Genomic DNA, 21,527 nt, shown 5'->3' with positions numbered 1-21,527 from the left:
AAGTTTTACGCCTGCAGAACGGGGAGCTGATGAGGGTTGGCGTTGAGTTTTTCCCCGCTGGAAAAACCCTTCGCCAACACCGCTCTGAAGGAACGACTGTGCTCGTGACGCTTTGAAAACAGCTTCTAACGGACATTGGCGCCTTAAAAGGCTGGCTGATTCTACGGCAAAAAAAAATTAAAGGTAAGTTAGGCCCTCAAGTTTGAGGGGTGATCAATGTTAGACAAAGGGCTAACATGCCGACCTGTTCCGCGTTTCAGTGCCTTTGCCAACCTTATGCCCAATCAGACCATCAAGACTCCCTGCGTCGGCCTCTGCTCCACTGTTTACGGTGATCTGGTGTGCCGTGGCTGCAAGCGTTTCCATCACGAAGTGATCAACTGGAATGGTTACAACGAGGAGGAAAAACGTGCGGTGTGGCTGCGTCTGGAGCAATTGCTGTCACAAGTGATGGCGGCCAAGGTCGAGATCTTTGATTCGGCGCGTCTGCGTCAGCAACTGGAGCAGCGCAAGATCCGCTTTGTGCCCCATCAGTCCGAGTATTGCTGGGCGTATCAGCTGATTGCCCGAGGGGCGCGGGTGATCATTAATCTGGAAGCCTACGGGATGGTGCTGCTGCCGGAGTTTCGCGACTGGAACCTGCCGGAACTGCGCGATGCCATTGATCGGGAATTCTTCCTGTTATCGGAAGCGCACTATCAGCGCTACATCGCACCGGGCTTTCTCAAAGACGCGTTTGGCGCCTGAAGGTCAAAAGTTTCGCGAGCAAGCCCGCTCCCACACGGGAATGCATTTCAAACCGTGGGAGCGGGCTTGCTCGCGAAGAGGCCCTGTGTGACGCCGCAAAACTTAATGCTTCACCGCCAATTCCAGCAAATGATCCTCAACCTCCTGCGGCTTGAGCACCAACACATCGCTTTCCAGCGTATCGAGCACCACCTCCGCCGTATTGCCGATCAACGCACCTGACAATCCGGTACGCGCCACGGTGCCGATTACGGTCACGGCTGCTTGCAGTTTGTGCGCCATGAACGGAATCAACACATCCGCTGGGCCTTCCTCGATGTGCAGATGCTCGTCATCGACATCGAACTCCGCCTGGAACGCCCTGCATTGCTCGCGATACTTCGCCTCGATTGTCGATTTGAGCTGGAAGGTCGGGTCGGCTGCCGACAGCATCGGCGACGGATGGGCGCTGATCACATGCAGATGCCCTTTGGCCAGGCTGGCAATATCAAACCCATGATCAATGATCGTGGTATGCAGATGGCGGTGTTCACCGTCGGCATTGCCGACATCGACCGCCGCCAGAATGACTCTGTCTTTCCAGGGCGTAGAGGTTTTCACCAGCAGCACCGGGGTCGGGCAGTGGCGCAACAGCTTCCAGTCCGCCGGGGTCAGCAGGGCTTTTTTCAACGAGCTGTCAGGGAAGTGCTGTTTGATCACCAGCCCGCAACCCTCGGCCTGCTGCACGTCGGTGATGGTTTCATGCAGGCTCTCGTTCCAGGCCTGTTCGGTGGTGACGCTGTAACCGTCCGCCAGCAGGGCGGCTTTGAGCACGCCGAGCATGCCGGCATGGTCGTGCTTCTTGTCGCACACCAGCAGGTGCAGATGGGCCTGGGTCACACCTGCGATCAACTTGGCGCGCTTGAGCGCCAGGCTCTCCGAATGTTCGGGTTCGATGACCACCAGAATGCTGCGAATGGCTTGCATGAGCGGAGTCTCCAGCGAGTAAAGGGCACGGCGTTGCACAACTATAGTTGCTGCGCCAGCACCTGCGACTTGATGCATATCAACGCCAGCCGCTGGTGGTCTTCGGGCAGGCCGGTATAATCGGCGCCCTTCGCTCGAACACCTTGACCGTGAGCCCCATGATCCTTCCCGAAATCCACGAATTCCTTGGCTGCCGCACACCCGATGCCTGGGTTCAGGCCGCACTGGCCGATCAGGAAACCCTGCTGATCGACCACAAGAACTGCGAGTTCAAGGCTGCCAGCACCGCGCTGAGCCTGATTGCCAAGTATCACTCCCACGTCGACCTGATCAACATGATGTCGCGTCTGGCCCGGGAAGAACTGGTGCACCACGAGCAAGTCATGCGCCTGATGAAACGCCGCAAGATCGAGTTGCGTCAACTGCATGCCGGCCGATACGCCTCGGGCCTGCGTAAAGTGGTGCGCAGCCACGAGCCAGTGAAACTGGTGGATACGCTGGTGGTCGGTGCATTTATCGAAGCGCGCAGTTGTGAGCGGTTCGAAGCACTGGTGCCACATTTGGACGAAGAACTCGGCAAGTTTTACTTCGGCCTGTTGAAAAGCGAAGCCCGGCATTTTCAGGGGTATCTGAAACTGGCTTATCAGTATGGTGAGGCCAGGGATGTGGCTCAGGTGATCGATAAGGTGCGTGCGGCCGAACAGGAACTGATCGAATCGCCGGACGCCGAATTCCGTTTCCACAGCGGTGTGCCGGCGCTAGCCTGAAGCTCAAACTGTCGCAGCCTTCGGGGACTCTCCGATTGCCAGGGGTGCGATTGAACCAAGAATATTCTGCATGATGCCTGCCGGTGTGATTCGATGCATGCCGCCAGCGTCTAGCCTCAGTGTCCCCGCAATCCCACGGGGCGAGACTTCGGAACCCGGCATGCAAGCGCTGTTGAACGAGATCCTTGATGCTGTCCGGCCCCTGATCGGGCAGGGCAAAGTGGCTGACTACATTCCTGCCCTCGGCACCGTGGCGCCCAACCAGTTGGGCATCGCTGTGTACGGTAACGACGGCGAGATGTATTGCGCCGGTGACGCCGAGACGCTGTTCTCGGTGCAGAGTATTTCCAAGGTGTTCAGCCTGGTGCAGGCCATTGAACATTCCGGTGAGGCGATCTGGGAGCGTCTGGGCCATGAGCCGTCCGGTCAGCCGTTCAACTCGTTGGTGCAGCTGGAATTCGAACGCGGTCGCCCGCGCAATCCGTTCATCAACGCCGGCGCGCTGGTGATCTGCGACATCAACCAGTCGCGCTTTGCCGCACCGACCTTGTCGATGCGTGACTTCGTCCGGCGTCTGTCGGGCAATCCGCAGATCATGATCGATGGCAAAGTCGCCGACTCTGAATACCAGCACCGTGCACGCAACGCGGCAATGGCGTACCTGATGCAATCGTTCGGCAACTTCCACAACGACGTCGAATCAGTGTTGCGCAGTTACTTCAGCCACTGCGCGCTGCGCATGAACTGCATCGATCTGGCCCGGGCCTTTTGCTTTCTGGCCAATGACGGCTACTGCAAGCACAGCGGCGAACAGATTCTGACGCGACGCCAGACCCAGCAGGTTAACTCGATCATGGCCACCAGCGGTTTGTATGACGAGGCGGGCAACTTCGCCTATCGCGTCGGCCTGCCGGGCAAGAGTGGCGTCGGCGGCGGGATTGTCGCGGTGGTGCCTGGGCAGTTCACGGTTTGCGTGTGGTCGCCGGAATTGAATGCTGCCGGTAATTCGCTGGCGGGCATGGCGGCGCTGGAGATGCTCAGTTCGCGCATTGGCTGGTCGGTGTTCTGACCCGATTAGCTAGGCTCTGCAAACCTTGTGGGAGTGTTATTCCGGCGAAGAATCCGCTACATTTTCCGGCCGCCCTCTGCATGGTGAATCTGCTTCATGTCTCTTGCGCTCGAACGTCTAGTCGCTGGCACGCCGATCCCTTTCGCTGGTAACCGCGTCACCGTGGTCAGCCCCGAACTGGCCGCGCGCTTTCAGCCCGGTGACCACCTGCTGGTGGAGCAGGTGAGTGGCGAGTTGTTGCTGATTCCGGTGGCCGATCAACAAGCGGCCGCCGTGGCGATTGAACGTGCGGCGGCGGCTTTTATCGCGTTGTCTGCGGTCAGCGACGAAGCGATCAGTCAGTTCTTCGATTTGTTCGCACAGCGCCTGCAAACCCCTGAGTGCTGGGCGCAGATCGAGGCAGCCAACCTTGCCGACATCGAACGGGCGAAGGCTCGCGGGCGCTCCACCACACGCTTGCTGGCCGATGAGCGCATGCGCCGCGACATGATTGCCGGCCTGCGCGCCTGGCGTGATGCCGCACCGACGCGCGGCAAAGTCATCAGCAGCGTCGAGCACGATGGCTGGAAGGTCGAGCAAGTGGTCTCGCCACTGGGTATCGTCGCTTTCGTCTTTGAAGGTCGGCCGAATGTGTTCGCCGATGCCGCCGGCGTCTTGCGCACCGGCAACACCGCTGTGCTGCGTATCGGCAGCGATGCGTTGGGCACGGCGCAGGCCATTGTTGCTCACGCGTTGAACCCGGCGCTGGCTGCGGCCGGTCTGCCCGTGGGCGCGGTGTCGCTGGTGGAGAGTGTCAATCACGCCGCCGGTTGGGCGATGTTTGCTGATCGACGTCTGTCGTTGGCGGTGGCTCGTGGGTCAGGACGTGCAGTCAGTCAATTGGGCAGCATTGCCCAGCAGGCGGGCACGGCGGTCAGCCTGCATGGCACCGGGGGGGCATGGCTGATAGCCGATCGTGAGGCTGACGCAAAGCGCTTTGCGGCGGTGGTGCGCAACTCGCTGGATCGCAAGGTCTGCAACACCCTGAATGTCTGCCTGATTCAGCGCGAACGTGCCGATGAACTGGTGCCGCTGTTCCTCGACGCGCTGCAGCAGGCCGGTACCGCACGCGGCCAGGGCTGCAAATTGCACATCGTCGAGGGCAGCGAACGTTGTCTGCCGGGCGAGTGGCAGAACGCGACGGTCGAGGTCTATCGTGCCGAGGGTTATCAGACCGAAGCACTGGCTGAACCGTTGGCGCAGGCGGATTTGGGGCGCGAGTGGGAATGGGAAGAAACCCCGGAAGTCAGCTTGATGATCGTCGACGATCTGGATCAGGCGATTGCATTGTTCAACCGCTATAGCCCGCAATTTACCGTGTCGTTGATCAGTGAGGATGCCGCTGTTCAGGAGCGCTTCTATAACGCGGTCAACGCACCGTTCGTGGGTAATGGCATTACCCGCTGGGTCGATGGCCAGTACGCGCTGAACAAGCCGGAGCTGGGGCTTTCGAACTGGGAGAACGGACGGTTGTTTGCGCGCAGTGCGATTCTTTCGGGCGATGGTGTGTTTACCGTGCGTAGCCGCATGACCCAGATTGATCTGGGTGTAAAGCGCTGAAAGAACCTGTGGTGGGGGAGCAGGCTCCCTCGCCACAGGGGCGCAATGTAATTCAGGCTGCTGCGCTGGTGTTTGCGTGAACGGCGCAAGTAGCCGGTTGTTCGGCCAGCGGCACAAAGGTGCGGCGGTCCGAGGACAGCGCATCGATCGAGCCGGTCTCGATGTCATACACCCAACCATGCAGATTCAGCAGGCCTTTCTCCTGTGCCAGGCGCACGCTCGGATGGGTCTGGATATTCGCCAGTTGCGCGATCACGTTTTCGCGCACCATCGAACTCAATTTTGCCGCGTCATTGGCATGTGGCCGGGCTTCGTTCACCACTTTCGCTGACTCGGCATGCTGCAACCAACCGCTGACGGCCGGCAGATGATCCATGCATTTGCATTTGGCAATCGCCGTCATCGCGCCGCAATCGGAATGGCCGCAGATCACAATGTCGGTCACACCAAGCACCGCCACCGCATATTCCACTGTCGCCGAAACCCCGCCCGGATGCGGACTGTAGGACGGCACGATATTGCCGGCGTTGCGGATCACGAACAGTTCGCCGGGTTCTTGCTGGGTCAGCAGTTCCGGGACTACACGGCTGTCGGAGCAGGTGATAAACAAGGTGCCGGGCTGCTGGGTGGTTGCCAGGTGTTTGAACAGTTCGGTGCGTTGCGGAAAGGCTTCGTTCTGGAATTTCAGGAAACCGTCGATCAGGGCTTTCATGTGCATGTCCTCGTTGAAGGGAGATCGGATGGCCCGCACGCAAAGTGCGGGCCGGGCACATCAGAACGGACGCAGGGGCAGGAACTTGCCGTCCAGGGTGACCACGGCGCGGGAGCCGCCTTCCGGGTCTTCGACTTTCTTGATGTCGAGTTTGAAGTTGATTGCGCTGATGATGCCGTCGCCGAACTGCTCGTGAACCAGTGCTTTGAGGGTGGTGCCGTAGATCTGGATCATTTCATGGAAGCGATAGATGGTCGGGTCGGTCGGCACGCCGCTGAGGCTGCCACGCAGCGGGATGATTTGCAGGGCCGCGACAGCGTCGGCGTCCAGCTCAAGCTTGTCGCCCACCACTTGGGCGGCGGTTTTCGACAGCGGATGTTGGCCGAGCAGGGCGGCGGTGACGTACGCCAGGCTGAGGCCGGTGCCGTCGGCGAGATCCTGCCACGACAGATTCTTGCGTGCCTTGATGTCCAGAATGCGGGTGGTCAGGGCCAGGCTGGTGTCGTTGTAGGCGTGGGACTGTTGCATGGTGTCACTCCTTTCAGGGGTTGGCTTGCTGTGTGGGATTGATTTTCTGCCGATTTATCCATAGCGTCCAAGACCGATATACAATGCTTTGCATAAGCCCTGCCTATAGATGGTGCTCCCACATGCTGCTGCGACATTTGCGTTACCTGCTGGCCGTTGCCGATCACGGCGGCTTCACTCGCGCGGCCGAGGCGCTGCATGTGTCGCAGCCAACCTTGTCGCAGCAGATTCGCCAACTGGAAGAAACACTGGGGGTGAGCCTGTTTGATCGAACTTCACGTACGGTCAAAGCCACCGATGCCGGCGAGGCTTACATTGAATGTGCGCGTCGGGTGCTGGTGGAGTTGGAGGCGGGCAAGCGCGCACTGCATGACGTGAAGGACCTGACCCGCGGTACGTTGCGCCTGGCGATGACGCCAACGTTTATGGCGTATCTGGTCGGGCCGCTGGTGCGCGACTACGCGGCGCGATATCCGGGGATTCATCTGGAAATCTTCGAGTTGTCGATGGACGACATCGAGGCCGGTCTGGCGGATGACTCGCTGGACATTGCGATTGCGTTCACCCCGGTACGCAGCCCGGACATCGAGTGCATTCCGGCGTTTACCGAGACCCTGGGTGTCATGGTCGGGCGCGAGCATCCGTTGTATGAAAGTGATTCAGTGCTGACGCCTGACGATATCGCGCAGCTGGATTTCGCCTTGCTGGCGTCGGATTTCATCACGCGCTTGTCGGTCGATGAGTATTTTCGTCAGCACGGGATCACGCCGCAGGTGCGCATTGAGGTGAATTCGGTGAGTACGTTGCTGGAGGTGGTGCGGCATTCGCCGATGGCGACGATGCTGCCGGAAGCGATTGCGACGTCCGATCGGGCATTGCGCAGGCTGCGGGTCGAGAGCGAAGCGCCGCAGCGTGGGGCCGCGTTGTTGCGGCGGCGCAATAACTATCACAGTGCGGCGGCGGTGGCATTTATGAATCTAATCCTGGAGCCCCCGCTCTGAACTGGAACGCAATAAAAAGGGCCTGCTTCTTATTGGAAGCAGGCCCTTTTTATTGAAGTTGTAAATCAGCAGAACCGATCAATCACCCGAACTTCGTTCTTGTTCTGCATCGCGTCCCACGCCTGTTTCAGCGTTTGCAGAACATTACCGATGAAGTCCTTGTCGGCTGCGGCTTTTTTGCCGACATAGCCGTGGCCGCGACGGTACATCTTCAGGCGGGCCAACAGGTTCTGGTTGTTCTGCTCGAACTCTTCTTCGCCAGCGTGGGGCGACAGGCAGTCGATATGCACCTGCCCCGACTTGCTGATCCACAGAATATGGCTGTCGTGGCTGTCTTTTTGCGCAGCGAACATACGAGCCAGTTCTTCGATAGTAGGTTGGTTGTTCAGATTCATGATGTTGCCCCTTGACCAGTTTGGTGATCTTTCAAAGTTGATTCGCTAATACAGGTAGCCCATCGGTTAGTTGATCCCTGGCACCGAAACAAGGACGTCAGCGCTCGCCCGTTTGAAGTACGGGGTCGTGCATCTGTTGCATGTAGTCGTGTTGAATAACTGCTACGCAATAGCGTCACAACGAAGAGAAGCAGCGAAAACCGGGAGGCCCCTTGCCGACGTTTTCAGGGTCGACCACAAGCGTCTTGAGAATTTTCGCCAGCGCTTCTCGTCCTTGTACTGGACGTTCAGGCCAGGTCAGCTTCTTCAATCTGCCTTGTGGGCAGCGTGTATCCGGAAAAAACAACTCGGCGGTCAGACGAGTTTGCTCAAGCGTGTTACCAAATGTTCCCGATCGGGGAACGTCTTCATCATGCAAAAGCAAAACGATGCCGTCAACGGTTTTGTAGTGTTTATTTTTGGGCACTACATATTGTCGGACAAAGCAGTTTTGGAATGAGAAAGGATCCGTTCAGGCAACGGAAAAAGGTGTGTGAAGGGCGTAGAACGTGCACGGGTAACCGTCCATTTCACGCTGGTGCAAGGTGAAAGCGCCACCGGTCAATTCCGGGATCAGCTTGGTCCAGAAGCGCTGTGCCGGCAGGTTGGCGTCGATATGGAAAATTTGCCATTGACCGGGGATGCGGCTCAAGAGGGCAGAGACGACAAACTGCGCGACGCCTTGGCCACGAAAGCGCCGGGCGAGGAAGAAGTAGCCGATGTTGTGTTCGGCACCCTCGATATGTGTTTCGTTATCAACGGTCACGAAGCCGGCGAGTTCGTCGTCGACCCGTATCAGGAACGGTTGGGTTGCCGGGTGACGCCAGTATTCGGATTTCGATTGGATAGGGAAGAAGCCATGTGCAGCGAGTTTCAGCGGCAACCACTGGCTGAAGTCGTACATGTAGAACTGCATCAGGTTTTCGAGGGTTTCGAGTTCATCGCGTTGGGCCGGGTGCAGTTCTAGGGTGGGCATGCTTTGGGTTCCTGAAAGTGATGGGCCTCTCGGAAACAGTAGCGTGTTTTATTTTTTGGCTGCCGGTTTTGCTTTGCGTTTCGTAGCGACGGCGGTGTTGCTCCGCGTCGATTTGCGCTTTTTCTTCCAGGGGGTGGCAGCTTTGCCGGCGGGCGGTGGGCCGCTGATGGTCAGGCTCAGATGGGAGCAGCGTGTCACTTGTTTGCTCATCCATGCCGCCTGTTTGGTGACGAACTCTTCCAGACTCATCTCGCCGCTCTGCACCATGTCCAGCGCTTGTTCCCAAATCGCTGTGGTGCCGGGGTCGGCAATGGCGCGGGGCACGGCGTCAATCAGGCTGAACGCGGCGGGTGTGGCGGCCAGCGCCTTGCCGTTTTTCACCAGATAACCGCGATCCAGCAAGCCCTGAATGATCGACGCACGGGTGGCTTCAGTACCAATGCCCGTGGTGTCCTTGAGTTTCTGCTTGAGCAGTGGATCTTCCACCAGTTTGGCGACATTCTTCATCGCCTTGATCAAATCGCCCTCGGTGTAGGGTTTGGGTGGTTGTGTCCACAGATCCTTGAGCGTCACGTTCGCAACGGCGCACTCGATGCCCTGAGATAACGCTGGCAAGGTTTGCGGCACCGGTGCCTCACGCCCCTTGGCCGGCGCGAGCGCTTCGGGTAAGGCGCGTTTCCAGCCCGGCTCGATGATCTGTTTGCCGACGGCGCGTAACGCTTGAGCGCCGCAATCGAAATCAGCCTGGGTGCGATCGTATTCATGATTGGGCAGGAACTGCGCCAGATACCGTGCGCGGATCAGTGTATAGACCGCCCGGTGTTTGCCGCTCAGGCGTTCCAGATTCTTCGCGGCAGCGGTGGGAATGATGCCATGGTGGGCGCTGACTTTGGCGTCGTTCCACGCCCGGGATTTTCGCTGAGGTTCAAGAAAACTCTGCAGCGCTTCAAGGCTTGGGTCAGCCTGACGCAACGCCGCGAGAATCCCCGGCGCCTCACTGTGCTGGCTCAGCGGCAGAAACCCGCAATCGCTGCGTGGGTAGGTGACGACTTTGTAGGTTTCGTACAGTGCCTGGGCGATGTCGAGGGTTTCCTGCGCGCCGAGGCCGAGCTTCTTCGAGCAGACTTCCTGCAAGGTGCCGAGGTCGAAGGGCAGGGGCGCCACTTCGCGCATGCGCTCGGTACGCAACTTCACCACCCGGGCACTGGCTGCACCCCTGATCGCAGCTGCGGCGTGCTGCGCCAGCGCCTGATTCAGGCAGCGATCCTGATCATCACAAACATCCGACGGGGCGCGCCATTGCGCGGTAAACGGTGTGCCGTTGTGCAGCAGTTGCACATCGATCGCCCAAAACGGCACCGGTACGAAATCGGCAATGCTGCGGTCGCGATCCACCACCAACCGCAAGGTTGGCGTTTGCACCCGACCGACCGGCAACACACCTTGATAGCCCGACTGACGGCCTAGCAGGGTGAACAGGCGGCTCATGTTCATGCCAATCAGCCAGTCTGCCCGCGAGCGACCCAGCGCCGAGTGATACAGGCTGAACGTTTCGGCCCCCGGTTTCAGCGCGGCCAAAGCCTTGCGGATTGATGCCTCATCCAGCGCTGACAGCCACAATCGGCGGATCGGCCCGCGATAGCGGCAATGCTCGACCAGTTCCCGGGCGATCATCTCGCCCTCACGGTCGGCGTCGGTGGCGATGATCAGCTCGCTGGCTTCGCCCAGCAAGCGTTTTACCGCTTTGTACTGGCTGGCGGTACGCGGCTTGACGGTCATTTTCCACTTGTCCGGGATGATCGGCAGATCCGCCAGCACCCAACGCTTGTAGCGGGCGTCGTAGGCATCCGGCGGGGCCGTTTCCAGCAAGTGGCCGATGCACCAGGTCACCGTGACGTCTGTTCCCAGCCAGCAGCCGTCGCCCCGGCGTTTTGCACCGAGTACGGCCGCAATGTCTTTGGCCTGGGAAGGTTTTTCACAGAGGTACAGCCGCATATCCACCATCGTCGATCAATGTCCGAACAGGCGCACAGAATGGCCGGAGTTAGCGTCAGGGGCAACTTTTATCTGTATGGATATACAGATAAAAAGGATTGCCGAACATGACGGGCTTTCACGGGACATGCCCGGCGCTATCGAGAAATTGAGTAGCGCCGCGTGGGTGGCTGTGTCAGGTTTTTCGCGCCTTAAAGAAAAACGCGAGCGACAGGACGGTCTCGCCAGGAGATCGCCGTGGTCTGTCGGACACTGACTCTTTTGCAACAAGGACGTAACTCATGTCTCAAGCATCTTTCCAGGCCAGCAGCGCCTACTCCGCCGTGGACACGTTCAGCCACCTGTATGACCGTGGTGTCGGGCTGGTCAACGGCAAACCCTCGTTCACTGCCGATCAGGCCGCCGACGAAATCCTGCGCAAGGGCCTGTCGTGGGGCGATAAAAATGCCGATGGCAAGATCTCCCTCAGCTACAGCTTTCTGACCGACAAACCGGCCAACTACAACCCTAAACTCGGCAACTTCAGCGAATTCAGCGCCCAGCAAAAAGCTCAAGCGGTGCTCGCCATGCAATCCTGGGCCGACGTCGCCAACGTCACTTTCACCGAGGGCAAGGGCGGCGACGGTCACATGACGTTCGGCAATTACGACGTCAGCACCGGCGGCGCAGCGTTCGCGTATTTGCCGAGCGGCGGCAGCTATGATGGCCAATCGTGGTACTTGATCAACGATCAATATCAGGTCAACAAGACCCCGGACACCAACAACTACGGGCGCCAGACCCTGACGCATGAAATCGGTCACACCCTCGGCCTGTCGCACCCTGGCGCCTACAACGCGGGCAACGGCAGCCCGACTTACGCCGACGCCAAGTACGCCGAAGACACTCGCGGTTACAGCCTGATGAGTTATTGGAGCGAAGCCAACACCGACCAGAACTTCAGCAAGGGCGGCAGCGGGGCTTACGCCTCGGCACCGTTGCTGGATGACATTGTTGCGGTGCAGAAACTCTACGGTGCCAACTACGAGACCCGCGCCGAGGACACGAGGTACGGCTTCAATTCCAACACTGACCGCGATTATTACAGCGCGACTTCGGCGTCGTCCAAAGTGGTGTTTTCGGTGTGGGACGGTGGTGGTAATGACTGGCTGGATTTCTCCGGATTCACCCAGAACCAGAAGATCAACCTCAACGAGGGTTCCTTCTCCGACGTCGGCGGTCTGGTCGGCAACGTCTCCATCGCCTATGGCGTGACCATGGAGAATGCCGTGGGCGGATCAGGCAATGACCTGCTGATCGGCAACGGGGCGGTCAATCACCTGTTTGGCGGGGCCGGCAACGACATCCTCTACGGTGGTGGCGGCGCAGATGTGCTGTGGGGCGGTGAGGGCGCGGATACCTTCGTGTTCGGCGCAGCCAGCGACTCGACCAATAACCAGCCGGACTGGATCATGGATTTCCAGAGCGGTCTGGACAAGATAGATCTGTCGGGCATTACCGCGTTTGCCACGGGGGCGGCGTCGCTGAATTTCGTCAGCAGTTTCACCGGCCATGCGGGCGATGCGATTCTGACTTACTACGCGCAGCACGGTCAGACCGGGCTGCTGGTCGATCTGACCGGGCAGGGGCAGGTCGACTTTGCCGTGGGTGTGGTAGGGCAGGCGGTGGCGACCGATATTGTTGCTTGATCTGAAATAAACAGGGCCAACCTGAATCTTGTGACGAGGCAGTTCGCTCCCGCTCGGCGGCGAAGCCGTCGCAAACTCGGAAATCGCGTTATACCTGACACACCGCGATTTCCGGTTTTGGGGCTGCTGCGCATCCCGGCGGGAGCAAGCGCCTTCGTCACAGTCATTTTCATGAGCAGGAGAAACCCGATGAAAACCACCGGCCTCAACCCCGTCATCACCCTCGAAGAACTTGCCGGTTGCCTGGTGGTGAAATTCCACGGCATCCAGGTCGCCGCCTCTTCCCATGTGCTGGTTCTCAACGAAGCCAACTACGCGCCGGTCTATTACGTCCCTCGTGAAGACATCGACGAGAAATACTTCGCCCGCACCGACCATACCAGCTACTGCCCGTATAAAGGCGATGCCAATTATTTCAGCTTGCAGGTGCCGGGGCATGAGGGGGCGAATGCGGTGTGGACTTACGAGCATCCGAAAATATCGGTTGATCAGATCAAAAACCATGTCGCGTTTTATCCTGATCAGGTGAAGTTCGAGGTGATCGAAGCGGATGTTTAGTCCAGGAGGTGCCCGCCGCCGGGTGTGCGGTGGCGGGCTGATACTTACTTGGCCTTGCGTTTTGTCGCCGTTTTGCCTTTTGTCGGCGCAACCTGACGAGACCGCGGTGTGCGCTTGACCGCAGGTGGCGCTTGCACAGGCGCCCACTGATTCTGTACGGGCACCTGGATGCCCGCTTGAACCGTTGCAAGGGATTGTTCGAGTCTATTGAATGCCTCCAACGCGGTGGTCTTGGCCTGGGCTTTGATTAGCGCCTGTTTTGACGTCAACAGTGAATCCATCTTGTCCTCAAATTGCTTGGCCATACGCTTGTAAGCCAAGGCGTTCAGGTGCAGTTCGTTGATCCAGTCGTCGTCGTTGATCAGATTTCGCAGATCAATGAAATAGACATCGGGATGAGCGTCGGCAACAGACTTGAGCATGGTATTGAGCTGATCAATAAAGTCCGTGACGATTTGGCGTTGAACCTGCGGGTTCATGATGTTCTTGCGCGTCAGCGATGGGCGCAGCCATGGGCCGATGAAGCGGTAGTTACCAATGTTGACCACGCCTTTGCCTGTCGGAATAGCACGCCCGTAACCATGGAAAATGATCTTGATTTTCGGGTGAGCGGCTTTTACTCGTTTGATCATGTCTTCATAGGCGTTACGAAAGACCCGGTCAACGGTGTCATTGACATAATCGGTTCGCACCAGTGAGGCGGGCGAGGCATCGGCATGGTTCAGGAAAGACGCGAATTCGTCACCGGCAATGTCATTGCCAGCACCGGAAAACAGAAAAAATGCCGGTTTGATCCGTTTGATTTCCGCCAGTACATCCTCAAACTCGGGCCGCGGTCGGGTCCAGGCTCCGTCTTTGATTTCTGTCCCGTAAACCATGTTTTCCAGCGTGTCGCCACCCGAAGCGAAACTCTTGATCTTGTAGCCGGACGTCAGCTTCAGCCACTTGATGATGTCCACGCCGGGCAAATAGTCGAACCAGGAGTCTCCCTGTGCCACGACGTCTACGCCGTTGGAACCGAAGAAGAATCCAGTGACACCCTCAACCTGCTTTTGCGCTGGCTGATCGTGTTGCCATATTGCCAGATCTATTTTTGCTAACGCGTCTTCACTTTCATAGTTCATGTCGGCAGTCCTTTTTTCGGTAAACCCAGTGGAACCAATGTTTTCGCGGTTCCGTTCATTGAGTCCGAACGACGTCATGAGGGTGCTGCTACGTCCAGACTGTTCAGCACTACTGTTTTTCGCCACGCCGGATGCATCCGGCATGCTGCGAGCGATTGTTAACGATGAGACTCGTCCGGGGTTGAACACTCGGGCAGGCGTCGACTGGAGGGGAGATGTGCACGAGGGTGCGTCGTGTGGCGTACATGGAAGGATCCTCGATCCAGGAGGTTCGATCCCCCACGTCACGAACGCTTTTCTGCGTCGCAGGGCTTTGCTCTGAAATTATCGTAGACGAGTTTTGGCCAATGCAAAAGACAACCCCCAGAGAAGTTTTCGGCACGGCCTCGACGCGCCGGGGCAACTGCGGTATTTCAATCCTCCAGTGGCGGGAGGGCTTGCCCCGTCCACTGAAGGCGTGCTGGAGGGCCTGTTCAGTTCTTGTCGAGATCGATATTCTTCGTCTCACGCAAACAGATCATCCCCACCACCAGACTGACCCCGGTAATCAACACCGGGTACCACAGCCCGTAGAAAATATCCCCGGTGTACACCACCAGCGCAAACGACACGGTCGGCAGGAAACCGCCAAACCAGCCATTGCCAATGTGGTACGGCAGGGACATCGAGGTGTAGCGGATGCGGGTCGGGAACAGTTCGACCATCAGCGCCGCCAGCGGCCCGTAGCACATGGCCGAGATAATGATCAGGGCGACGATCAGGGCGACGATCATCGGTTTGTTGATTTGCTGCAGGTCGGCCTGTTGCGGATACCCGGCCAACGTCACGGCACCGCGCAGGGCCGCTTCGTCGTAGCCGTCGATCTTCACGTCGCCGATGCTCACCTGCACGCCGCTGCCGGTCGGTGCGGCGACACTGGAATAGGGCAGGCCTTGTTTGACCAGGAAGGTTTTGACCTTGTCGCACGGGCTGTCGAATTTGGCCTTGCCCACCGGATCGAACTGGAAGGTGCAGGTCGCTGGGTCGGCCAGCACGGTGATCGGTGCCTGACGACTGGCCTGGTCAATCGCCGGGTTGGCGTAGTGGGCCAGGGATTTGAAGATCGGGAAGTACAGCACGGTGGCCAGCAACAGGCCGAGCATCAGCACTGGTTTACGTCCGACTTTGTCCGACAGCCAGCCGAAAATAATGAAAAACGGCGCACCGATCACCACGCTGATGATCAGCAGCGTGTTGGCCACCGCCGGGTCCATTTTCAAGAACTGCGTGAGGAAGAACAGTACATAAAACTGCGCCGCGTAGAAGGTCACCGCTTGCCCGGCATTGATGCTGAACAGGGCGATCAGCACGACTTTGAGGTTTTCCCATTTGCCGAAGGATTCGCGGATCGGCGCCTTCGAGGTTTTGCCTTCCTTTTTCATTTTCAGATAGGCCGGCGATTCGTGCAGGCTCAGGCGGATCCAGGTGGAGATGCCCAGCAGCACAACCGACAGCAGGAACGGAATCCGCCAGCCCCAGACTTCGAACTGATCGCCCGTGAAGTAGCGGCAACCGAGTACCACCAGCAGTGATAGCAGCAAACCGAGGGTGGCGGTGGACTGAATCCAGCTGGTGTGCAAACCGCGTTTGCCGATGGGCGCGTGTTCTGCGACATAGGTTGCCGCGCCGCCGTATTCACCGCCGAGCGCCAAGCCTTGAAGCATGCGCAACAACACCAGAATGATCGGTGCGGCGATGCCGATGCTGGCGTAGTTCGGCAGCAAACCCACGCAGAAGGTCGCGATACCCATCAAAATGATGGTCGCCAGAAACGTGTACTTGCGCCCGATCATGTCACCCAACCGACCGAACACCAGCGCCCCGAACGGCCGTACGACAAATCCCGCCGCAAATGCCATTAGCGCAAAGATGAAGGCAGTCGTGTCATTGACCCCGGCGAAAAACTGCTTGCTGATCACCGCCGCGAGGGCGCCGTAGAGGAAGAAGTCATACCATTCGAACACCGTCCCCAGGGACGAGGCGAAGATGACTTTCTGCGTGGCATTGCTGGTGCTGGCGCCGCTCGCGGCATCCAGCGGCTGAACGTGTTCTGACATATCGGTATCCCTCACAGTGATTGTTTTTGTTGTTCCACTGGTGTTGCGTGTCCGGGTGATGCGCGATGCCCATGAATCAAACGCCAATCTCCTTGTGGGAGCGGGTTTGCTCGCGATAGCGGTGCTTCAGCCAACTTCAATGTTGAATGTCATACCGTCATCGCGGGCAAGCCCGCTCCCACAGGGTGGGTGTTTAGTGTTGGTTTGAGGATCAGTTGCGCTGCTTTCTCGGCAATCATCAGCGTCGGCGAACAGGTGTTGCCCGAGGTGATGCGCGGCATGATCGAGGCGTCGGCAATGCGCAAACCCGGCACACCATGCACGCGCAACTGCGCATCGACCACCGCATCGGCGTCATTGCCCATTCGACAGGTACCGACCGGGTGAAAAATCGTCGTGCCGATTTTCGCCGCCGCTTCGTGCAACGCTTCCTCGCTCTGCAGGCTGTCGCCCGGCAGATACTCGACCGGTTTATACGCTTGCAGGGCAGGGGCGCTGACGATGCGTCGGGTCAGGCGAATCGCATCCGCCGCCACGCGCAGGTCTTCAGGATGGCTCAGGTAATTGGGCTGAATCAGCGGTGCGTCTTGTGGGTTGGCGGAGCGAATGTCGATGCGGCCACGGCTCTGCGGGCGCAGATCGCACACCGAAGCGGTGAACGCCGGAAAACTGTGCAACGGCTCGCCAAAGCGCTCCAGAGACAACGGCTGTACGTGATATTCAAGGTTGGCTGATGTCTGCTCCGGCCCTGAGCGCGCAAAGGCGCCCAACTGACTCGGCGCCATCGACAATGGCCCGCTGCGGTCATACAGATAACGCAGGCCCATGCCCATCTTGCCCCACACGCTGCCAGCGATCTGGTTAAGGGTGCGGGCGTTTTCCAGTTTGTAGATCAGGCGCAATTGCAGGTGATCCTGCAGATTGCCGCCCACCCCGGGCAGTTCATGTAGCACGCCGATCCCCAGTCGCTCCAACAACCCACGCGGACCGATGCCCGAACGCTGGAGAATATTCGGCGACCCAACGGCGCCTGCGCACAGGACGATTTCCTTGCGCGCCTTGAAGCGTTTGACCTGACCCTCGTGACGCGCACTGACTGCCGTCGCGCGACCGTCCGTAAGCAATACCCGATCGACCTCAACCCCGGTCAGCACCGTCAGGTTCACGCGATTGCGCAGCGGTTTGAGAAAGGCCTTGGCCGCGTTCCAGCGCACGCCGGCCTTCTGGTTGACCTGAAAGTAACCGCAACCTTCGTTATCGCCCTGATTGAAGTCATCGATGCTGGCAATGCCGCTTTGTTCGGCAGCGCTGCGAAATGCATCCAGAATGGGCCAGGACAGCCGCTGTTGCTCAACCCGCCATTCGCCCTTGGCGCCGTGAAACTCAGCCGCGCCGGCAAAGTGGTTTTCGCTTTGTTTGAACAGCGCCAGCACATCGTTCCAGGCCCAGCCCGGATTGCCTTCGGCCGCCCAGCCGTCGTAGTCGTTGGCCTGGCCGCGCATGTAGATCATGCCGTTGATGGAAGAACAGCCGCCCAGTACCTTGCCGCGCGGATAGCTCAGTGCGCGGCCGTTGAGGCCCGGTTGTTCTTCGGTTTTGAAGCACCAGTCGGTGCGCGGGTTGCCGATGCAGAACAGGTAACCGACAGGAATGTGAATCCACGCATAGTTGTCGCGCCCGCCGGCTTCGAGCAACAGCACGCGCTGCTGTGGATCGGCCGACAGTCGATTGGCCAGCAAACACCCGGCAGGGCCGGCGCCGACCACGATGTAGTCGTATTCATCGAGGGAAGTCTGCATTCCCTGACCTCGCTTTTTGTTTTTATTGTCGGACACTCTAGTTGTTAGCTTTCGTTAAAAGAATGTTAGTTTTTGCGCAGCCGCTGTGCGTTTTTAAACAGCCTTGAATGACGATCGCTGACAAGGACACCCCATGTTCGACTGGAACGACCTGCGGTTTTTTCTTGAGTTGCAACGCAGCGGCCGGCTGCTCACCGCCGCCCGCCGGCTGAACACGACCCATGCCACCGTTGCCCGCCACATCGAAGCCATCGAAAAAAGCCTCGGCACCGCGCTGTTCGTCCAGCACGCCCAAGGTTACGAAATGACCCCGGCGGGGGAGGCGTTGCTCAAACACGCCGAAGCCATGGAAAACGTCGCACTGCTGGCCCAGGAAGAAATCACCCAGTCCACGGCGCCGCTGGGCAAGATCCGCGTCGGTGTGACCGAAGGCCTGGGCATCAAATTCCTCGCCAGTCGCATGATCGGCCTGTTCGAACGCTACCCGGGGCTGGAAGTGGAACTGGTGGCTGTGCCGCGCTTTGTCAGCATCCTCAACCGAGAAGCGGAAATCAGCATCCACCTGGAGCGCCCGGCGGCCGACATGCTGGTCACGCGCAAACTCACCGATTACCGCCTCGCGCTCTATGCCAGCCAGCGCTATCTCGCCAACGCGCCGGCGTTGCGCAGTCGCGAAGATCTTGGGCGGCACGCGTGGATTGGTTATGTCGATGATTTGTTGTTCAGTCAGGAACTGATGTTTCTCAACAGTTTCTGTCGCAGCCCTCGGGTGGTGTTTCACAGCACCAGCGTCATCGCCCAGCAGGAGGCGGCGCGCTCGGGATTGGGGATTGCCGTGTTGCCGTGCTACATGGCCGCCGCCGATCCGGACCTGGTCGCGTTGCTGCCCGATGAAAGCATCGAGCGCAGTTACTGGATCAGCACGCGGCGCGAGTTGCACAAATCGGTGAGGCTGCGGGTGGTTTGGGACTATGTGGTGGGGTTGTGTGAAGCCGAGCAGGGGCTCTTACGCGGTTAACCCAGCTAACACCCATCCACAGGGGGGCTTCGATGTGCTTGGGGCCGGGGTTGATTAATATATGGATATCCGTATATTCGATTTTCCGTATGTATGGTGCGTCCAGATGATCACCCCCCCTGAACTCTTCAAAAGCCTGGCCGACGAGACCCGAGTGCGTGCCACGCTGTTGATCGCCGACCAAGGCGAATTGTGCGTCTGCGAGCTGATGTGCGCCCTCGGCGACAGCCAGCCGAAAATCAGCCGCCACCTCGCGCAACTGCGCAGTAACGGGCTGTTGCTCGATCACCGTCAGGGTCAATGGGTTTATTACCGGCTCAACCCGGATCTGCCCGAGTGGGTCCGCGACATCCTGCAAGTGACTGCAAAGGCCAACGCCGATTGGCTCAAGGACAACGCCGCCCGTCTGCGCAACATGGATGGACGTCCCGTGCGCGATAGCGCGTGTTGCTGAATCCCCACACTTTTTAGGAGCACTCCATGCGAGTTTTGTTCATGTGCACGGCCAACAGTTGCCGCAGCATTTTGTCTGAAGCGATGTTCAATCACTTGGCCCCGTCGACACACGAGGCGGTAAGTTCCGGCAGCTTCCCCAAAGGCCAGGTGCTGCCGCGCAGTTTGTCGACCTTGCAGCAGGCCGGCATCAGCATCGTTGGCTTGTACAGCAAGGGCAACGACGCTTTCGAAGACCACCTGCCAGACATCGTCATTACCGTTTGCGATAAGGCCGCCGGCGAAAGCTGCCCGGTGTATTTCGGCCCGGCGCTGAAAGCCCATTGGGGCCTTGAAGATCCCTCCGACGTGGCCGGCGACGACGCGACGGTCGAGGCGGCGTTTCGCTCGACGTTGGGGCGCATCGAACGGCGTTGCCAGGCCTTTCTCGACCTTCCCTTTGACCGACTCAACCGCGATGAACTCAAGCGCGAGCTGGATCGGATCGGCACCCTTTAAGCAGGATCCCCCATGTCTGAACAACTGCCCAATCTTGACCTGAGCCTGTTCGAAAGCGAGCAGCATCCGAAGCCGCCAAGCACGCACAAGCCAAGGATTTTGTTGCTCTACGGATCGACCCGCGAACGCTCCTTCAGCCGTCTGTTGGTCGAAGAGGCCGCGCGCCTGCTCGAGCACTTTGGCGCCGAGACGCGCATTTTCAATCCTTCAGAGTTGCCCCTGCCCGACGATGTCCCTGTCGAACACCCCAAAGTGCAGGAACTGCGCGATCTGGTGCTGTGGTCGGAAGGCCAGGTCTGGTGCTCGCCGGAGCGCCACGGCGCGATGTCGGCAGTGTTCAAGGCGCAAATTGACTGGATCCCCCTGGCGCTCGGCGCCGTTCGTCCCACTCAGGGCAAAACGCTGGCGGTGATGCAGGTCTGCGGCGGTTCACAGTCGTTCAATGTGGTCAATCAGTTGCGCGTGCTGGGGCGCTGGATGCGCATGTTCACCATCCCCAATCAATCCTCGATCCCCAAGGCGTTCATGGAGTTCGACGAGGCGGGGCGGATGAAACCCTCGCCGTTCTATGACCGCGTCGTCGATGTGATGGAAGAATTGGTGAAGTTCACCGTGTTGCTGCGCGACAGTCAGGCCTATCTGGTCGATCGTTATTCAGAGCGCAAGGAGTCAGCCGAGCAACTGATGGCTCGGGTCAACCAGCGTTCGATATGACGCCCTGGTTGTCAGTGCGCGACGTGGCGCTACAAATGCAGGCGATGGATGACCTGGCGGCTATCGTCGGGATCCGTGTGGGTTTCAAAGCCCAGGGCTCTGGCCAGGTCGCGCATGGCCGTGTTGTTGGCCGAGTCCACCGAGTACAGGTGCGTGAAACCGTTTTTGCCAGCCGCTTTGATCAGATGCTCCATCAGTAAGGTACCCAGGCCCAGATGCGCCCACTCATCGGCGACAGTCACGGCGCATTCACCTTCCTGCTCGCCCGTGGCGGCGTAGCGGCTGACACCGATTTCGATCAATTCGCCGTTTTCGTGAACCAGGGCAATGAAAGCGGCGCGTTGCTTTTGATCAATGTCCATCAACTGATCGAGCAGCGCCGTGCCCGGCTCGCTGATCTGCGCCAGAAAGCGCATGTGGCGGGACTCGGGGGACAAACGCTGGATAAACGTGTACTCGCGTTCGCGGTCGTTGTCCGCCAGTGGCCGGATCAACACATGCCGGCCGTCCTTGAGCGATTCGATCCAGTATTCACCGGTGTGTGCGGCGTAAGCGGCCGTCGCCCGGTCATTGTGGTCTTTGACAGTGAGCATGATGTGAACCTCCAGCGAGGGAAAGAGCAACGCGCGGTTGTACTGCGCTCATTCCTTTCTACACTGTTAACGACGCTGGCGTCTGATCTGATTCAAACCGACGCTAAACGTACCCCGTCGCTCGACTTCCAACCCTGTCAGGCCAATCGGAGGATGCAGCCGGACTTTGTTGTTTGTGAAAAACTCGCGCAG

Annotated in this window: 22 protein-coding genes; 11 read left to right on the top strand and 11 right to left on the bottom strand. The window is 59.0% G+C overall.

Annotated features, from left to right (window positions below; all coding sequences use genetic code 11):
- Nucleotides 1–276: 276 nt before the first annotated feature.
- Complete coding sequence (locus AACY11_RS07010) at nucleotides 277–747, top strand: DUF1289 domain-containing protein (protein ID WP_221732659.1); 471 nt, start codon at nucleotides 277–279, stop codon at nucleotides 745–747.
- 102 nt (nucleotides 748–849) lie between these two features.
- Here AACY11_RS07010 and AACY11_RS07005 read toward each other — a convergent pair whose 3' ends face one another.
- A complete protein-coding gene (locus tag AACY11_RS07005; RefSeq protein WP_339432702.1) occupies nucleotides 850–1,713 on the bottom strand; it encodes a universal stress protein in 864 nt (287 codons plus the stop codon).
- A gap of 158 nt (nucleotides 1,714–1,871) precedes the next feature.
- Here AACY11_RS07005 and AACY11_RS07000 point away from each other — a divergent pair, with 158 nt between their 5' ends.
- The 3 genes from AACY11_RS07000 (at nucleotide 1,872) to AACY11_RS06990 (ending at nucleotide 5,148) form a co-directional block, all read left to right on the top strand.
- Entirely contained in the window at nucleotides 1,872–2,480 is a 609-nt protein-coding gene (locus AACY11_RS07000; RefSeq protein WP_339432701.1) for a tRNA-(ms[2]io[6]A)-hydroxylase, read from the top strand.
- A gap of 160 nt (nucleotides 2,481–2,640) precedes the next feature.
- Entirely contained in the window at nucleotides 2,641–3,549 is a 909-nt protein-coding gene (gene glsB, locus AACY11_RS06995) for a glutaminase B (protein ID WP_339432700.1), read from the top strand.
- Nucleotides 3,550–3,645: 96 nt separating this feature from the next.
- Nucleotides 3,646–5,148 (top strand): aldehyde dehydrogenase family protein, encoded by a 1,503-nt coding sequence (locus AACY11_RS06990; protein ID WP_339432699.1) that lies wholly within the window; start codon nucleotides 3,646–3,648, stop codon nucleotides 5,146–5,148.
- Between the two features lie 52 nt (nucleotides 5,149–5,200).
- On the opposite strand, the gene AACY11_RS06985 is transcribed toward AACY11_RS06990, so the two are convergent.
- Both AACY11_RS06985 and cynS read right to left on the bottom strand, forming a co-directional pair.
- Nucleotides 5,201–5,860, bottom strand: a complete 660-nt coding sequence (locus tag AACY11_RS06985; protein WP_339432698.1) for a carbonic anhydrase — start codon at nucleotides 5,858–5,860, stop codon at nucleotides 5,201–5,203.
- A gap of 60 nt (nucleotides 5,861–5,920) precedes the next feature.
- A complete protein-coding gene (gene cynS, locus AACY11_RS06980; protein WP_339494215.1) occupies nucleotides 5,921–6,388 on the bottom strand; it encodes a cyanase in 468 nt (155 codons plus the stop codon).
- Nucleotides 6,389–6,510: 122 nt separating this feature from the next.
- Between cynS and cynR the strand changes: the two genes are divergently transcribed.
- Complete coding sequence (gene cynR / locus AACY11_RS06975) at nucleotides 6,511–7,389, top strand: transcriptional regulator CynR (protein ID WP_339494214.1); 879 nt, start codon at nucleotides 6,511–6,513, stop codon at nucleotides 7,387–7,389.
- Between the two features lie 65 nt (nucleotides 7,390–7,454).
- Here the strand turns inward: cynR and AACY11_RS06970 are convergent, their stop codons facing one another.
- The 4 genes from AACY11_RS06970 to AACY11_RS06955 all read right to left on the bottom strand — a co-directional run bounded on the left by AACY11_RS06970 (nucleotide 7,455) and on the right by AACY11_RS06955 (nucleotide 10,794).
- A complete protein-coding gene (locus tag AACY11_RS06970) occupies nucleotides 7,455–7,784 on the bottom strand; it encodes a hypothetical protein (RefSeq protein WP_339465601.1) in 330 nt (109 codons plus the stop codon).
- A 175-nt stretch (nucleotides 7,785–7,959) separates the two neighbouring features.
- On the bottom strand, nucleotides 7,960–8,250 hold the full coding sequence (locus AACY11_RS06965; protein ID WP_339465600.1) for a hypothetical protein: 291 nt from the start codon (nucleotides 8,248–8,250) through the stop codon (nucleotides 7,960–7,962).
- A 45-nt stretch (nucleotides 8,251–8,295) separates the two neighbouring features.
- Nucleotides 8,296–8,799 (bottom strand): GNAT family N-acetyltransferase, encoded by a 504-nt coding sequence (locus AACY11_RS06960; RefSeq protein ID WP_339432693.1) that lies wholly within the window; start codon nucleotides 8,797–8,799, stop codon nucleotides 8,296–8,298.
- Between the two features lie 48 nt (nucleotides 8,800–8,847).
- Nucleotides 8,848–10,794, bottom strand: a complete 1,947-nt coding sequence (locus AACY11_RS06955) for a DNA topoisomerase III (protein ID WP_339432692.1) — start codon at nucleotides 10,792–10,794, stop codon at nucleotides 8,848–8,850.
- A 281-nt stretch (nucleotides 10,795–11,075) separates the two neighbouring features.
- Between AACY11_RS06955 and AACY11_RS06950 the strand changes: the two genes are divergently transcribed.
- Both AACY11_RS06950 and AACY11_RS06945 read left to right on the top strand, forming a co-directional pair.
- On the top strand, nucleotides 11,076–12,482 hold the full coding sequence (locus AACY11_RS06950) for a serralysin family metalloprotease (protein ID WP_339465598.1): 1,407 nt from the start codon (nucleotides 11,076–11,078) through the stop codon (nucleotides 12,480–12,482).
- 189 nt (nucleotides 12,483–12,671) lie between these two features.
- Nucleotides 12,672–13,040 carry a DUF427 domain-containing protein gene (locus AACY11_RS06945; protein WP_339494212.1) on the top strand — a complete coding sequence of 123 codons (369 nt, stop codon included), beginning with the start codon at nucleotides 12,672–12,674 and terminating at the stop codon, nucleotides 13,038–13,040.
- A 44-nt stretch (nucleotides 13,041–13,084) separates the two neighbouring features.
- Here the strand turns inward: AACY11_RS06945 and AACY11_RS06940 are convergent, their stop codons facing one another.
- The 3 genes from AACY11_RS06940 to AACY11_RS06930 all read right to left on the bottom strand — a co-directional run bounded on the left by AACY11_RS06940 (nucleotide 13,085) and on the right by AACY11_RS06930 (nucleotide 18,059).
- Complete coding sequence (locus AACY11_RS06940) at nucleotides 13,085–14,308, bottom strand: SGNH/GDSL hydrolase family protein (protein ID WP_339465597.1); 1,224 nt, start codon at nucleotides 14,306–14,308, stop codon at nucleotides 13,085–13,087.
- A gap of 329 nt (nucleotides 14,309–14,637) precedes the next feature.
- Entirely contained in the window at nucleotides 14,638–16,260 is a 1,623-nt protein-coding gene (locus tag AACY11_RS06935; protein WP_339432688.1) for an MFS transporter, read from the bottom strand.
- Nucleotides 16,261–16,409: 149 nt separating this feature from the next.
- Complete coding sequence (locus AACY11_RS06930) at nucleotides 16,410–18,059, bottom strand: GMC family oxidoreductase (RefSeq protein WP_339465595.1); 1,650 nt, start codon at nucleotides 18,057–18,059, stop codon at nucleotides 16,410–16,412.
- A 133-nt stretch (nucleotides 18,060–18,192) separates the two neighbouring features.
- On the opposite strand from AACY11_RS06930, the gene AACY11_RS06925 reads away from it, so the two are divergent.
- The 4 genes from AACY11_RS06925 to arsH all read left to right on the top strand — a co-directional run bounded on the left by AACY11_RS06925 (nucleotide 18,193) and on the right by arsH (nucleotide 20,742).
- Nucleotides 18,193–19,077, top strand: coding sequence for a LysR family transcriptional regulator (locus AACY11_RS06925; RefSeq protein WP_339465594.1), 885 nt, complete (start codon nucleotides 18,193–18,195; stop codon nucleotides 19,075–19,077).
- Nucleotides 19,078–19,183: 106 nt separating this feature from the next.
- Entirely contained in the window at nucleotides 19,184–19,531 is a 348-nt protein-coding gene (locus AACY11_RS06920; protein ID WP_339494210.1) for a metalloregulator ArsR/SmtB family transcription factor, read from the top strand.
- Between the two features lie 26 nt (nucleotides 19,532–19,557).
- A complete protein-coding gene (locus AACY11_RS06915; RefSeq protein ID WP_339432684.1) occupies nucleotides 19,558–20,028 on the top strand; it encodes an arsenate reductase ArsC in 471 nt (156 codons plus the stop codon).
- A 12-nt stretch (nucleotides 20,029–20,040) separates the two neighbouring features.
- Nucleotides 20,041–20,742, top strand: coding sequence for an arsenical resistance protein ArsH (gene arsH / locus AACY11_RS06910; protein ID WP_221732639.1), 702 nt, complete (start codon nucleotides 20,041–20,043; stop codon nucleotides 20,740–20,742).
- A gap of 29 nt (nucleotides 20,743–20,771) precedes the next feature.
- Here arsH and AACY11_RS06905 read toward each other — a convergent pair whose 3' ends face one another.
- A complete protein-coding gene (locus AACY11_RS06905; RefSeq protein ID WP_339432683.1) occupies nucleotides 20,772–21,335 on the bottom strand; it encodes a GNAT family N-acetyltransferase in 564 nt (187 codons plus the stop codon).
- Nucleotides 21,336–21,527 lie beyond the last annotated feature (192 nt).

This window comes from Pseudomonas sp. RA_105y_Pfl2_P56 (assembly GCF_963970845.1).
Classification (GTDB): domain Bacteria; phylum Pseudomonadota; class Gammaproteobacteria; order Pseudomonadales; family Pseudomonadaceae; genus Aquipseudomonas; species Aquipseudomonas baetica_A.
This window is presented reverse-complemented; position numbering and strand designations above follow the sequence as displayed.

Bases quoted from the DNA above. Each gene is read 5' to 3' on its own strand.
- AACY11_RS07010 (WP_221732659.1), top strand. From the start codon at position 277: ATGCCCAATCAGACCATCAAGACTCCCTGCGTCGGCCTCTGCTCCACT.
- AACY11_RS07005 (WP_339432702.1), bottom strand. From the start codon at position 1,713: ATGCAAGCCATTCGCAGCATTCTGGTGGTCATCGAACCCGAACATTCG.
- AACY11_RS07000 (WP_339432701.1), top strand. From the start codon at position 1,872: ATGATCCTTCCCGAAATCCACGAATTCCTTGGCTGCCGCACACCCGAT.
- glsB (WP_339432700.1), top strand. From the start codon at position 2,641: ATGCAAGCGCTGTTGAACGAGATCCTTGATGCTGTCCGGCCCCTGATC.
- AACY11_RS06990 (WP_339432699.1), top strand. From the start codon at position 3,646: ATGTCTCTTGCGCTCGAACGTCTAGTCGCTGGCACGCCGATCCCTTTC.
- AACY11_RS06985 (WP_339432698.1), bottom strand. From the start codon at position 5,860: ATGAAAGCCCTGATCGACGGTTTCCTGAAATTCCAGAACGAAGCCTTT.
- cynS (WP_339494215.1), bottom strand. From the start codon at position 6,388: ATGCAACAGTCCCACGCCTACAACGACACCAGCCTGGCCCTGACCACC.
- cynR (WP_339494214.1), top strand. From the start codon at position 6,511: ATGCTGCTGCGACATTTGCGTTACCTGCTGGCCGTTGCCGATCACGGC.
- AACY11_RS06970 (WP_339465601.1), bottom strand. From the start codon at position 7,784: ATGAATCTGAACAACCAACCTACTATCGAAGAACTGGCTCGTATGTTC.
- AACY11_RS06960 (WP_339432693.1), bottom strand. From the start codon at position 8,799: ATGCCCACCCTAGAACTGCACCCGGCCCAACGCGATGAACTCGAAACC.
- AACY11_RS06955 (WP_339432692.1), bottom strand. From the start codon at position 10,794: ATGCGGCTGTACCTCTGTGAAAAACCTTCCCAGGCCAAAGACATTGCG.
- AACY11_RS06950 (WP_339465598.1), top strand. From the start codon at position 11,076: ATGTCTCAAGCATCTTTCCAGGCCAGCAGCGCCTACTCCGCCGTGGAC.
- AACY11_RS06945 (WP_339494212.1), top strand. From the start codon at position 12,672: ATGAAAACCACCGGCCTCAACCCCGTCATCACCCTCGAAGAACTTGCC.
- AACY11_RS06940 (WP_339465597.1), bottom strand. From the start codon at position 14,308: ATGCCGGATGCATCCGGCGTGGCGAAAAACAGTAGTGCTGAACAGTCT.
- AACY11_RS06935 (WP_339432688.1), bottom strand. From the start codon at position 16,260: ATGTCAGAACACGTTCAGCCGCTGGATGCCGCGAGCGGCGCCAGCACC.
- AACY11_RS06930 (WP_339465595.1), bottom strand. From the start codon at position 18,059: ATGCAGACTTCCCTCGATGAATACGACTACATCGTGGTCGGCGCCGGC.
- AACY11_RS06925 (WP_339465594.1), top strand. From the start codon at position 18,193: ATGTTCGACTGGAACGACCTGCGGTTTTTTCTTGAGTTGCAACGCAGC.
- AACY11_RS06920 (WP_339494210.1), top strand. From the start codon at position 19,184: ATGATCACCCCCCCTGAACTCTTCAAAAGCCTGGCCGACGAGACCCGA.
- AACY11_RS06915 (WP_339432684.1), top strand. From the start codon at position 19,558: ATGCGAGTTTTGTTCATGTGCACGGCCAACAGTTGCCGCAGCATTTTG.
- arsH (WP_221732639.1), top strand. From the start codon at position 20,041: ATGTCTGAACAACTGCCCAATCTTGACCTGAGCCTGTTCGAAAGCGAG.
- AACY11_RS06905 (WP_339432683.1), bottom strand. From the start codon at position 21,335: ATGCTCACTGTCAAAGACCACAATGACCGGGCGACGGCCGCTTACGCC.